This window comes from Pseudomonas sp. PSB18, from assembly GCF_014596565.1.
Taxonomy (GTDB): Bacteria; Pseudomonadota; Gammaproteobacteria; order Pseudomonadales; family Pseudomonadaceae; genus Aquipseudomonas.
In genome coordinates this window covers 530,055-543,102 of sequence record NZ_NOIN01000004.1, presented here as the reverse complement: position 1 = coordinate 543,102, position 13,048 = coordinate 530,055, and the positions used below count along the sequence as shown (strand labels likewise).

10 protein-coding genes are annotated in these 13,048 nt (G+C 63.1%); all 10 read left to right on the top strand.

Annotation, left to right across the window (positions count from 1 at the left end; all coding sequences use genetic code 11):
* Positions 1-168 precede the first annotated feature (168 nt).
* Positions 169-1,074 carry a TauD/TfdA dioxygenase family protein gene (locus CGA22_RS13375; protein ID WP_041021443.1) on the top strand — a complete coding sequence of 302 codons (906 nt, stop codon included), beginning with the start codon at positions 169-171 and terminating at the stop codon, positions 1,072-1,074.
* A 36-nt stretch (positions 1,075-1,110) separates the two neighbouring features.
* Complete coding sequence (locus CGA22_RS13370; protein ID WP_188258612.1) at positions 1,111-2,136, top strand: ABC transporter substrate-binding protein; 1,026 nt, start codon at positions 1,111-1,113, stop codon at positions 2,134-2,136.
* A gap of 5 nt (positions 2,137-2,141) precedes the next feature.
* Positions 2,142-3,002: an ABC transporter ATP-binding protein gene (locus tag CGA22_RS13365; protein ID WP_041022866.1), complete on the top strand. Its 861-nt coding sequence runs from the start codon at positions 2,142-2,144 to the stop codon at positions 3,000-3,002.
* Positions 3,003-3,012: 10 nt separating this feature from the next.
* Entirely contained in the window at positions 3,013-3,879 is an 867-nt protein-coding gene (locus CGA22_RS13360; protein WP_041022867.1) for an ABC transporter permease, read from the top strand.
* Positions 3,880-4,106: 227 nt separating this feature from the next.
* The gene (locus CGA22_RS13355; RefSeq protein ID WP_041022868.1) at positions 4,107-4,595 is read left to right on the top strand and encodes a hypothetical protein; all 489 of its coding nucleotides are present in this window, start codon (positions 4,107-4,109) and stop codon (positions 4,593-4,595) included.
* A complete protein-coding gene (locus CGA22_RS13350; RefSeq protein WP_041022869.1) occupies positions 4,588-6,030 on the top strand; it encodes a TIGR01777 family oxidoreductase in 1,443 nt (480 codons plus the stop codon). The genes CGA22_RS13355 and CGA22_RS13350 overlap by 8 nt, the downstream gene beginning before the upstream one ends.
* Positions 6,031-6,039: 9 nt before the next feature.
* Positions 6,040-8,475, top strand: a complete 2,436-nt coding sequence (locus CGA22_RS13345) for an alpha/beta fold hydrolase (RefSeq protein WP_188258611.1) — start codon at positions 6,040-6,042, stop codon at positions 8,473-8,475.
* 372 nt (positions 8,476-8,847) lie between these two features.
* Entirely contained in the window at positions 8,848-9,627 is a 780-nt protein-coding gene (locus CGA22_RS13340) for an efflux RND transporter periplasmic adaptor subunit (protein ID WP_041020320.1), read from the top strand.
* Positions 9,624-10,943, top strand: coding sequence for an efflux RND transporter periplasmic adaptor subunit (locus CGA22_RS13335; protein ID WP_041020321.1), 1,320 nt, complete (start codon positions 9,624-9,626; stop codon positions 10,941-10,943). Before CGA22_RS13340 ends, CGA22_RS13335 begins: the two co-directional genes overlap by 4 nt.
* Before the next feature lies 1 nt (position 10,944).
* Complete coding sequence (locus CGA22_RS13330; RefSeq protein WP_041020322.1) at positions 10,945-13,041, top strand: efflux RND transporter periplasmic adaptor subunit; 2,097 nt, start codon at positions 10,945-10,947, stop codon at positions 13,039-13,041.
* The last annotated feature ends 7 nt before the right edge of the window (positions 13,042-13,048 follow it).

The following is a 13,048-nucleotide window of genomic DNA, read 5'->3' as shown; positions in this document are numbered from 1 at the left end:
ATCGTTATTCATTAAAGGTATTTAAATTTAAATTCTTATACCGATAAAGTCATACCTCTGCGTACCTGCCGACCAATCGGCGCGCCGCACGACACGAACCCATACGGCCATGCCGTGAGTTTTTGATCGAGGCGCGCCCATGAAGCGCGCTGTGCGTGGGAGTGATGTATGCCAGCCGTTTCTTATTCCTCGGACATTCCAAGCGTCGAGAATGTCGCGCCGCAAAAGTTCGAAATCCGCCCGTTCAACGACGCCGTTGGCGCCGAGATCCTTGGCCTGGACCTGTCCCGACCACTCAATGACCAAGATTTCGCCCGTATCCATCGGGCGCACCTGGAGCATCACGTCGTGGTGTTCCGTGATCAGCGCATCACCCCCGAACAGCACATCGCTTTCAGCCGCCGTTTTGGCGTACTGCAGATTCACGTGCTCAAACAGTTCCTGTTGGCCGGGCATCCGGAAATTCTCATCGTTTCCAACATCATCGAGAACGGCCAGTCCATCGGCCTGGGCGATGCCGGGAAGTTCTGGCATTCCGACCTTTCCTATAAACAACTGCCCAGCCTGGGATCGATGCTCCACGCCCAGGAGTTGCCGAGCGAAGGTGGCGACACCCTGTTCGCCGACATGCACAAGGCCTGGGATGACTTGCCCGAGGCATTGCGTAAAGCGGTGGAGGGCCGTTCGGCGGCGCACTCCTATACCGCGCGCTACAGCGAAAACAAATTCGAAGGCAACTGGCGACCAACGCTGACACCGGAACAACTGGCCCAGGTCGCCGAGGTCGTTCACCCGATCGTGCGCACCCACCCGGAAACCGGGCGCAAGGCGCTGTTCGTCAGTGAAGGCTTCACCACCCGCATCGTCGGTTTGCCGGAGGACGAAAGCAAAGCGCTGCTGGCCGAGTTGTACGCACACAGCGTGTTGCCCCGGAACATCTATCGCCATCAATGGCAGCCCCACGACCTGGTGTTCTGGGACAACCGCTCGCTGATCCATCTGGCTGCCGGTTGCCCGAGTCATCTGCGTCGCAAACTGTATCGCACCACCATCCAGGGCGATGCCCCTTTCTGATTGGCTGCCCACGCGCATAGCGCCCGGAGAATCAACATGTCCAAACGCATTGCTTTTGCACCGCTGGCCGCTGCCATCGGCCTGGGATTCAGCCTGTTGGCCGGTAGCCTGGTGGCACCCTCCAGCGCCCGCGCCGAGGGTGAGATTCGTATCGCCGAGCAGTTCGGCATCGTGTATCTGCTGCTGAACGTGGTCCGTGACCAACAGTTGATCGAGAAACACGGCAAGCAGGAAGGCATCGACATCAAGGTCGACTGGACCCAGTTGTCCGGCGGCGCGGCGGTCAACGATGCGTTGCTGTCGGGCTCCATCGACATTGCCGGCGCCGGGGTCGGTCCATTGCTGACCATCTGGGACCGCACCCGCGGCAAGCAGAACGTCAAGGCGGTGGCTTCTCTGGGCAACTTTCCTTATTACCTGTTGAGCAACAACCCCAAGGTCAAGACCATTGCCGACTTCACCGAGCAGGACCGTATCGCGGTGCCGGCGGTGGGTGTTTCGGTGCAGTCACGTTTCCTGCAGTACGCCGCCGCGAAGCAGTGGGGCGACAAGGAATTCAATCGCCTGGACAAGTACACCCTGGCCGTTCCACACCCGGACGCGACGGCGGCTTTGATCGCCGGTGGCACGGAGTTGACCGGACATTTCTCCAACCCGCCGTTCCAGGACCAGGCGCTGCAAACCCCGGGCGTTCATGTGGTGCTCAATTCCTATGATGTATTGGGGCCGAACTCCCCCACAGTGTTGTTCGCCACCGAGAAATTTCGCGATGAGAACCCGAAAACCTACAAGGCCTTCGTCGAGGCGTTGACCGAAGCGGCCGAGTTTGCCCAGAACGACAAAGGCGCGGCGGCGGATACCTACCTGCGGGTGACCCAGGCCAGGATCGACCGGGCGACGCTGCTGAAAATCATCGAGAACCCGCAGATCGAATTCACCGTCACGCCGAAGAACACCTACCCGCTGGCCGAATTCCTGTACCGCGTCGGCGCGATCAAGAACAAGCCGGCCTCCTGGGAGGATTATTTCTTCCAGGACACCAGGCCATTGCAGGGGAGTTGATCGCCATGAACGCGCCATTGCCAGGCCACGCGGCCAGCAGCCCTGCTCGCACCGACACCCCGTTGTTGTCCGTGGATAACGTCAGCCTGGAGTACCACATCTCCCAGCGCGTGGTGCGGGCCACCCATCGAGTCAGTTTCGACGTCGATCCGGCGGACCGCTTCGTGCTGCTCGGCCCGTCGGGCTGCGGCAAGTCTACGTTGCTCAAGGCCGTCGGCGGTTTCATCGCACCGCAGGAGGGCGAGATCCGCCTGCAAGGAGAAGTCGTCAATGCACCAGGGCCCGACCGGGTCGTGGTGTTCCAGGAGTTCGATCAACTGCCGCCCTGGAAAACCGTCAAGCAGAATGTGATGTTCGCACTCCTGGCTTCCCGCACCCTCAAGCGCGCCGAGGCCGAAGAGCGGGCGCTGCATTACCTGGACAAGGTCGGTTTGGGGGCCTTTGCCGATGCCTACCCCCACACGTTGTCGGGTGGCATGAAGGCCCGTGTCGCCATCGCCCGGGCACTCGCGATGCAACCGAAAATCCTCTTGATGGACGAGCCCTTTGCCGCCCTCGATGCCTTGACCCGGCGCAAGATGCAGGAGGAGTTGTTGCTGCTCTGGGAAGAGGTGCGCTTCACGCTGCTGTTCGTCACCCACTCCATCGAAGAAGCGTTGGTGGTGGGTAATCGTATCCTGCTGCTCTCACCGCACCCGGGGCGGGTAAGGGCGGAGATCCACAGCCATCAATTCGACCTGCACAGCCTGGGTGGCGTGGCATTCCAGCAGACTGCCCGGCGGATTCATCGGCTGCTGTTCGAGCAAGGCCCAGGGCCTGAAACCGAACGGGAGCTGGATTTTGCCGACATCCGTATCGCGTATTGAGGGGCAACCCATGAGCCGTTTATCGCCTGTGCGCGAAGAATATGAAGTTGACCTGCAGCCCTTGACCCACGTACCGCTGGAACGGGAGTTGCCTCTGGGCCAGCGTCTCTGGCAGCAGGGTTGGTTGCGCAAGAGTCTGATCCTTGTGCTGCTGGCGCTGTTGTGGGAGGCGGTGGCCTGCTACCAGAACAATGACCTGTTGCTGCCAGGGTTCCTGCAAACCGCCAGCGCTTTGTACGAAGGGCTGCGCAGCGGCGAACTGTTGGGCAAGGTCTGGATTTCCCTGGCGGTGCTGCTCAAGGGATATCTGCTGGGTATCGCCCTGGCGTTTGGCCTGACGACCCTGGCGGTGTCGACGCGGTTGGGGCGCGACCTGCTCAGCACCCTTACATCGATGTTCAATCCGCTACCGGCCATCGCCCTGTTGCCGCTGGCATTGCTGTGGTTCGGCCTGGGGCAGAACAGCCTGATTTTCGTATTGGTGCATTCGGTGTTGTGGGCGTTGGCGCTGAACATGTATGCGGGCTTTCTCGGCGTGTCCGAAACCTTGCGCATGGCTGGGCGCAATTATGGGCTCAAGGGTCTGCGCTTCGTGCTGTTCATCCTGATTCCCGCAGCGCTGCCGTCGATCCTCGCCGGGCTGAAAATCGGTTGGGCCTTTGCCTGGCGTACGTTGATCGCCGCTGAACTGGTGTTCGGCGCCACCAGCGGCAAGGGCGGCCTGGGTTGGTACATCTTTCAGAACCGTAACGAGCTGTACACCGACAAAGTCTTTGCCGGGTTGGCGGTGGTGATCCTGATCGGCTTGCTGGTGGAGAACCTGGTGTTCGACAACCTGGAGCGGGTGACGGTGAAGCGTTGGGGGATGCAGCGTTGATGGGGGCGCCATGATGTTCAGGTAAGCGGTTGTCTGGGCGGGCGCCATCGCGAGCAGGCTCGCTCCCACATGGGCCGGTGATGACTGTGATATCTGCGGCCATACCCATCCCCTGTGGGAGCGAGCCTGCTCGCGATGGCGGACTTCAACCCACCCCAAATAGCCAGGTAAAGCCGCTTTCTTTTCCTTTAGACTTGCGGCTCCCAAGCAAGCCTTCAGGACACGGAATGCCAGCCCCTCCCAACCCCCTTCGCAAAGCCCTGGTCGCTTGGCTATACGCCGCTGCCCTCATGCATCTGCTCGTCAGCCTCGCGCTGACCTGGGCAGGGCATTCGGGATTGCTCGACGGCTATCTGCAAACGATCGAACAGGCTTTCTGGTCCGGCGCTGCGGTGCCTTCGGCTGCCCGGGCGCAGCAGGTCTGGTGGCTGGCGCTGTTCGGTGCCACGTTGCAAAGTTATTCGCTGTACATGCTGGCCCTTGTCCATATCGGCAATCGGTTGAGAAGCGCGCTGCCCTGGGGATGGTTGATCGCCGGCGTCGTGCTCTGGGCGCCCCAGGACATGCTGCTTTCCGCCCAGGCACAGGTCTGGTCGCACCTGTGGTTCGACAGCCTTGCGCTGTTTGCATTGCTGCCGCCGCTGTTCTGGCTCTACCGTCATGATCGCTGCAATCCCCTCGTCGACCACTCGCTGAGTAAGCCAAACCATGCCTGATTTCTCTCTCCTCGACTGGGCGATCACCTTGTTGATTGCCCAGGCTGTCCTGGGTGCGCTGGATACCCTCTATCACCATGAGCTGACCGTCGCGCTGCCCTATCGCCACAGCGCCCGATTGGAGCTGTCGATCCACGCCTTGCGGTCGTGCTTCTACGGGATCCTGTTCCTGGGCATCGCCCACCTGGCTTTCCAGGGAATATGGGCGATTGTCATCGGGTTGCTGTTCGCCCTGGAGATAGGCCTGACGCTCTGGGATTTCGTGGTCGAGGACCGCAGCCGCAAGCTGCCGGCCATCGAGCGCATCATGCACACCGTGCTGGCGGTCAACGGCGGGGCGTTCTTCGCGCTGTACGGGGTGCAACTGGCGCAATGGGCGAGTTTGCCTACCGGCCTGGGCGCGCTCGATCTCGGCTGGCGCGGCTGGTTGCTGACGCTGTTTGCTATCGGTGTCAGCGCCTCGGGTATCCGTGATGGGCTGGCGGCGCTGCGCATGCAGCGCCGGGGCAGATCGGGCAATCCGTTCGCGGGCGGCGCCCATAAGCGCGTATTGGTGACCGGTGGTACCGGGTTTATCGGGGAGACGCTGGTCAATCAATTGCTCGATGCCGGACACACCGTCAGTGTGTTGGCCCGCGACCCGCTGAAAGCGGCCTATCTGTTCGACGGCCGTGCCCGTTGCCTGCGTTCGCTGAGCAAACTGGGCCATGATGAAATCTTCGATGTGGTGATCAACCTGGCGGGCGCGCCGGTGGCCGGTCCGCGCTGGAGCCCCCGGCGTCAGGCGCAACTGATCGCCAGTCGGGTCAATACCACCGAAGCGTTGATCAGTTGGCTGAAGAACGTCCGGAACAAGCCGACGCTGTGGATCCAGGCCTCGGCCATCGGCTTTTATGGCGTGCGTGATGCCAGTGAGAGCCTGGATGAGCAAGCTGCCAAGGGCGATGGGTTCATGGCCGAGCTCTGTGCCCGCTGGGAAGCGTCGGCGCGGCCTGCCGTCGAATTGGGTTTGCGTCAGGTGGTGATGCGGCTGGGCGTGGTCTTTGGTCCGGGCGGTGCCCTGCTGCCTTTGCTGATTCCATTTCGCCTGGGGTTCGGTGGGCGGATGGGCGATGGCCGGCAGATCATGAGCTGGATACACCGCGATGATGTGATTCAGGTGATTGCCAGGGCCTTCGACGATGAGAGCCTGAGCGGCACTTACAACCTGGTGGCGCCGGAGACGGTCAGCCAGGGGACGTTTGCCGAGCGCGTCGGTAAAGCGCTCAAGCGCCCGGTATGGTTTCACATCCCTGCCGCACCGGTGCGAGCCCTGGCAGGGGAGATGGCCCAGTTGTTTTTCGACGGCCAACGTGTGGTGCCAAGCCGTCTCGCTGACGCCGGGTACCAGTTCCATTACCCGACCCTCGACGCTGCTTTGCGCGATCTGGCCTGAGGACCGTTCATGAGCAAGCCTTTGATGTACCTGCTGGCCGGTAACGGCAGCGCCGCCGATTGGTGGGATGATGCATTGCCGCACTTCGAGCGCTACGAAGTGGTGCCGCTGGAGTTGCCCGGCTTCGGCAATCATCCCCAGGCGCCTTGCGAAGACCTGGCTGCCTACGCCCAGGCTTTGCTGGAGATGACGGTCAAGGGCAGCGCGATCGCCGCGGTGGGAGTGAATGCGCTGCTGGTGTTGCATGCCTTGCAGCGTCAGCCAGGGCACTTCTGTCGCAGTGTATTGTTGGCGCCGGTCGGCGCGTTTTTATGGCAGCGCCGCCTGCCGGCATTGATGTCGCCGCTGCCGCTGCGCAAAACCATCCATTGGCTGCTGGCAAACCGACCGACGCTGTTTGCCCGCAAGTTTTCCAACCAGACCTGGACACCTGCGCAGTACCGGCGCATGGGCGCCGGGTACGCCCGCTGTCGCGCTTTTGTGCCGCACTGGGATCTGGTGCGCGCGGACACCGCGCTGCCGCTGCTGGAATGGATCACCGACCCGGTCGAACTGGTCTGGGGCGATCAGGACAAGGTGCTGGGCATCGAGCAGGCCGCGGCGTGGTCAGCCATCCTCGCCCGCGCCGATCTGACCATCAGCCTGAAACCCGGCTGGGGGCACTATCCGTGGATTGACGCGCCGGCCGAATTCGCCGCATGGCTGGAGTCGGGCGAGCGAGGGTTCGTCGCCCATACCAAGGGTGGACGCTTGCGCCTGGCGGCGCTGGCCGGGCAAGCAGTGCCTGCGGCGCTGTCGCTCAACGACTGCCACGATCCGCGCCTGCCGGCGTTCCTTGACGGCCAATCGGACGCCCTCTGGGCGGTGCGTTCCTCCAGTTATGGCGAAGATCAGGCCGATGCGGCGAACGCGGGCCTGAGCACCACCTTCTTGCGTGTATCGACGCAGGATGTGCCGGCGCGCGTTGCCGAGCTGAGTGCAACAGGTGTCGAGGAAGTGGTGGTGCAGCGATTCATCACGCCGCGGCTGTCCGGGATCGCCTTCGTCCGTCATCTGGCCGTCGAACTGGAGTGGGTCGAAGGTCATCTCGAGTCGTTGGCCGACGGTCAGGTGAGCCCCGAGCGCGCGATCATTTCCCGGCTGGGGGACGCGTGGAACAGCGACACGTTCAAGCCATCCCATGGCCTGACCGCCGATCAGTTGTGGCGCTTCCTGCAAAGCGTGCTGCGGGTTTTCCACTATGTGCCCGGCGATGTCGAATGGGCCTGGGACGGCAAACAACTCTGGCTGCTGCAGTACCGGCCGATCAGCGATTACGGCTGGCGTCGACACCTGACTGCCGCCAACATCGCCGAGATCCTGCCGCCGCAGCCCAGTGTCCTGGTGGAATATGCCCAGCGCCGTGCTGCGGCAAGCATTCCCGCGATCATGGCGCGCTGGGACTCGCGGATATTGCAGGACAACGAGCCCTTTACCGCGGTATTCGGCGGTGCTTCGTACATCAACAACGACCTGTTTCTCGCGCGCCTGGCGGACTGGGGCATCAGCGCCAGCAACTACGCGGGTGAGGTCGGCGGCGCCACACCGCATCTGCCTTGGCGACCGCTGCGCTTGATCCGTTCGCTGCCGTTGTTCCTGCGCATGCAGCGCATCGCTCGTGGGCATCTGCCGACGTTGGAAAGAGGGTTGCGGCGCTTCGATCGGGAGCTGCTCGAACTGACCGGACAGGGGGCCGATGGGCAGCAATTGGCCGACTGGTTCACCCGCTTCTACGTATTCGTCGTCCAGGGCAACCTGTGCATCGCCACCGCATTGGCCAGCAGCGGTGGCGACTGGCTGGGCCGGCCTCCGACCGCTTATGAAAACCTGGAGTCCGCCCCGCATCGGCTGCCCTGGGAAACCGACCCGGCTACGTCGCGTCCGGCTCCGACCGAATTGCCGCTGCAGGCGTTTCCCCAATGGTCCTTGGCGGTTCGCCTGGCCCATTCGGGCGGTCTACCGGGGCTGCGTGGTTACTACCTGCAAGTGCGCGAGTGGTATCGCGACAACCTGATGCGGATTTTCTTTCGCCTGCATCACGCCATGCCGGTGGCCGAACGGGCCCATTGGTTCGCACCGCATCCGGACATTCGCAGCCGCGAGGGCAGCTTCTGGCAGGATGGTCGCGAGGGCACCGAGCAAGCGAGTGGATTCCTTATTTATCCAGGACAGGTGCAAGGCATCCTGGGCGACGACATTCTGCTTGAAGAGACCCTGGACCCGGGTCGCCACGCACACTATCAGAACGCCCGGGCGGTGATTGCGCGCATGGGCGGACGCTTGTCCCATGGGTCGACCCTGCTACGCGAACTGCGCAAACCCTCGGCGGTGCTGCCGCAGGTGAATGCGGCCTGGCTGGGGCGCGAGGTGCTGTATCGGGATGGGAAGTTGACGTTGGTGGAGTAGGGTATGGCTGGGGTGGTCGCCAGCCACAAGGAATACGCCCGACTCGGGCGTTGTGAAGCAGTTACAGCGATTCAAATGCGGTGCGCACAAACTCAATCCCCAGAAACGAAAAAACCGGCCTAAGCCGATGTTTTCACCCCAACGGCCAGAGAACTTAATCTCTGCGTACGGGGTTGAGCAGTGGGCAAATCCTAGTCCTGGGATGATCCTGCATCAACCGTGAATGACTGGCCAACGTCAGCAAAAAACCAAGCATCTTTCGGCGCTTTTTCAACCTTTTTGAAACAAGAGATTTCCCAAGCCTGACGGGATCTCCCTTGACGCTCCCCACCGCTGTCGTAGACTCCGACCATCCGTCAGGGAGTAGCGGTCATGCAGCGTTTTCGCAGTTGGGTTATGGGGTTGGCCTTTGTAACGTGCGCCGTCCAAGCGCAGACGCCTGTCGCGGACGATCCGTTGCTCGAGAGCAATGCGACGGCCGGGGCGGCAGGTGGTAGCGAGGCGCGGGGAATACTTAGGGCGCGGGACCAGGCGGTGCTGGCCAGTGAGTTGGCCGGCCGTATCGTCGAATTGCCGTTCAGTGAGGGCGAGTCGTTCAAGAAGGGCGATACCCTCGCGCGTTTCGATTGCTCGGCTTATCAGGCCCAGCTCAATGCCGCCCAGGCGGCGAGTCGGGGTGCCAGTGAAGAGTTGGCGCATAACCGGCAACTGGAGGCATTGAAATCCGTCGGGCGTTTCGAGGTTTCTCGGGCCGAGGCCCGGGTCAGCGAGGCCCAGGCGCAATCCCAGGTGTATCAGGTTCAGGTCAAGCGCTGCAGTGTGATCGCGCCGTTCGATGGGCAGGTGGTGGCGCGCAAGGTTCAGCGTTACGAGAGCGTGGCGGCCGGTGCGCCGTTGCTGGATGTGGTCGACAACCGCACCCTGGAGATCCATCTACTGGTGCCGTCGCGCTGGATGGGCAGACTCAAACCCGGTCAGTCCTTTACGTTCATTCCCGACGAAACCGGCCGGCCGCTGCAAGCGACGGTCAAGCGCCTCGGCGCGCGTATCGATGAGGGCAGCCAGACCTTGCTGCTGGTAGCGAGCCTGCCTGACGCCAGTGGCTTGCTGTCCGGCATGAGCGGCACGGCGCGTTTCGCGGAGTCCAAGTGAACGCGCCGGTCATGGGCAGCGCCGAGCAGGTATTTGCCCGTTTCCTCGATCTGGAGCGTCAGACGCGGGCCGCGCGTAACCCGGCGCAACTGAGCTACAGCCTGGTCAACGATGGTCAGGCCCTGTTCGGGTTTCGCCACGCCGCGCTGTTGATCGCCGGCAAGGTGCAGGCGGTGACTGGCGTCAGTGCCGTGGAACCGAATGCGCCTTTCGTGGCGTTTGTCGAGCAGGCGGTGGCGCAGTTGTTCAAGCAAGGCGTGCTGAACCAGGCCCGGGTGATTGCCGTCGATGGGGTGAGCGAAGCTGTTCAGGCGGACTGGCGAAGCCTGTCCGCCGCGCAGGTATTCTGGCTGCCGTTGATCGATCACAAGGGCTTGGTCTTTGGTGGTCTGTGGCTGGCTCGTGACCAGCCCTGGACGCCGGCCGAGCAAGTGCTGCTGTCGCAACTGGGCGACACCTACAGCCATGCATGGCTGGCGTTGCAACCACGCAAACCGTGGCGCCTGCGCTGGACGCGCAAGCGCCAGGTCGCGCTGGTGGCGGTGCTGTTGCTGGGCTTGCTGGTGCCGGTGCGCCAGTCGGTGCTGGCCCCGGCCGAAGTGGTACCGCTGGGGGGGCAGGTGGTGGCGGCGCCGCTGGACGGCGTGATCGCCGAATTCATGGTCAAGCCCAACCAGGTCGTCAAGAACGGCGACCTGTTGCTGCGCTTCGAAAGCACCAGCCTCAAGGCCCAGGCCGATGTGGCCGAGCGCGCGTTGGATGTGGCCGAGGCGGAGCTCAAGGCCAACTCCCAACGCTCATTTGCCGACGCTGAATCGAGCTCCAAGATCGACCTCCTGGCCGCTCGGGTCGAGCAGAAACGTGCCGAGCGCAACTATGCCCTCGAGTTGCTCAAGCGCAGTGAAGTCCGCGCCGAACGGGATGGCATCGCGGTGTTTGCCGATGTCGAGCGCTGGCTCGGCAAGCCGGTGCAGACCGGCGAGCGATTGATGGAAATTGCCGATCCCAGCCAGGCTGAGCTGCGCATCGAACTGGCGGTCGGCGACGCGATAACCCTGGCCCCCGGTGCGCAAGTCGCATTGTTTCTCGACAGCGATCCATTGCAGCGGCATGTGGCCTGGCTCGAGCGTTCGGCCTACGAGGCGCAACCCACCGCCGCCGGTCAGCTCGCTTATCGATTGGATGCGCGCTTCGACGCCGCGGCACCGCGCATCGGCCTGCGCGGCACGGCAAAAATATTCGGTGACCGTGCGCCGCTGGCGCTGTACCTGTTGCGTCGGCCACTGGCTGGCCTGCGCCAGAGCGTAGGTCTGTAGCATGGCGCTGCCGAGCCTGCGGCCGGACCTGCAGCTGTCCCCAGCGGCACCGGACCCTGATGGTTCGCCTCAGTGGACCCTGGCCGATCCGGTGCGGGGGCGTTATTTCAAGCTTGGCGCGGCGGCGATGCGCATGCTGCGACATTGGTCCCTGGGCGACCCGGAACGGGTCCTGCAAGCCGCGAACCGTGAACCGGGCCTGCCCCTCAATGGCGAGTCCCTGGAACAGTTGCTGGACTTTCTGCGCGGCCACGATCTGATCAGCGCAATGGACCCGCAACAGCGTGACAGCTATCAATTCAAGACGGCCGCCCGGCGCCAGAGCCTGTGGCAGATCCTGTTGCATCAATACCTGTTTTTCCGGATTCCGCTGTGGCGTCCGGACGCCTTTCTCAACCGCGCCTGGCCCTGGCTGGCACGGTTCGGGCCCAAGATCCTGCGCTATGGATTGCCGCTGACCCTGGGTGTCGGGATTTTCCTGGTGTCACGGGATTGGCAGCGGTTCCTGGCGACTTTTCCACACCTGTTCAGCCTGGGCGGTGCGCTTGCGTTCGGGGTGGCGTTGTTTTTCGCCAAGCTGTGTCATGAGTTTGGCCATGCCTTCATGGCCAAGCGCGCCGGGTGCCGGGTGCAAAGCATGGGTGTGGCGTTCATGGTGCTGTTGCCGATGTTTTATACCGATGTCAGCGACGCCTGGCGGATCAATGATCGACGGGCCCGGTTGCTGATTGGCGCCGGCGGCGTGCTGGCGGAACTGCTACTGGCATGCATCGCCCTGCTGGCCTGGTCGCTGCTGCCCGACGGGCCGGCCCGCACTGCCGCGTTCATGCTGGCCAGCGCCACGTGGATCACCACGCTGATTATCAACCTGAATCCCTTCATGCGCTTCGACGGGTACTTCCTGCTCAGCGATTTCTGGGCGGTGGATAACCTTCAAGGTCGGGCGTTTGCCCTGTGTCGCTGGCGTTTGCGCGAAGCCTTGTTCGGTTATGGCGTGGCAGCGCCGGAACCCTGGTCGCCGAAAATGCGCCGCCGCTTGCTCGTATGGGGATATGGTTCGTGGTTGTGGCGGGCGGCGTTGTTTTTCGGCATCGCCCTGGCGGTCTATCACCTGTTCTTCAAGGTGCTGGGCATTTTCCTGATGATGGTGGAATTGGTCTGGTTCATTTTCATGCCTATCGTGAATGAGTGGCGACAATGGTGGCAGCGTCGCGAGCAAGCTCATGGGCCGCGGGCGTTGCTGACCGGACTGGTCTTGCTGGCGCTGGTCCTGGCCTTGCTCTTGCCCTGGCGCAGCGCCGTGGAGGTGCCGGCGATGCTGGAGGCCGGACGCGCCAGTGCCTTGTACGCGCCGGTGGCGGCGCGGGTCAAACAAGTGAATGTGCACGATGGGCAGGTGGTGGCCCAGGGCGATGTGTTGATCGAATTGGAGTCGCCGGACATGGCGTCTCGCCTGAGCATCGTGCGCCGGGAAATCGAGATCCAGCAATTGCAGATGCGCCGCCGGGCCGGCCGTAGCGAAACCGCCGCCGACGCGGGCATTGTCGAGCAGCAACTGGCCGAAGCCGTCGCGGAGTACCGCGGCCTGGTCGCCCAACGTGAGCGCCTGCTGCTGCGTGCCCCCCATGCCGGCCAGGTACGTGACCTGCTGCCGCAATTGGCGGTGGGCCGTTGGTTGTCCCCCACCCAACCGTTGGTGCGGGTGGTGCAGGGCGATTCCCGCTTGCGCGGCTATCTCACCGAGGCCGAGCTTTGGCGGGTCGGACCCGGTGCCACGGGGCGATTCATCGCCGATGATCCGATGCACCCTTCGATTGCCGTGCAACTGAATGAAGTCGACACCAATGGCGCCGTCTGGGTCGAACAACAGGCGTTGACGTCCGATCATCATGGGCCGATTGCCGTGCGCCGCGATTCGCAACAGCGGGCCGAGCCCGTGCAGGCGCAATATGGTGTGCGCCTGAGCGCCATCGATGACGAAGCTGCACCGCTGCAACCGCTACGTGGGGTCGTGGTGCTGCAGGGGCAGGGCGAATCGATACTGGGAGCGGCCTGGCGTCGGTTGGCGGCGTTGGGTGTGAGGGAAAGCGGATTCTAAGGAGCGC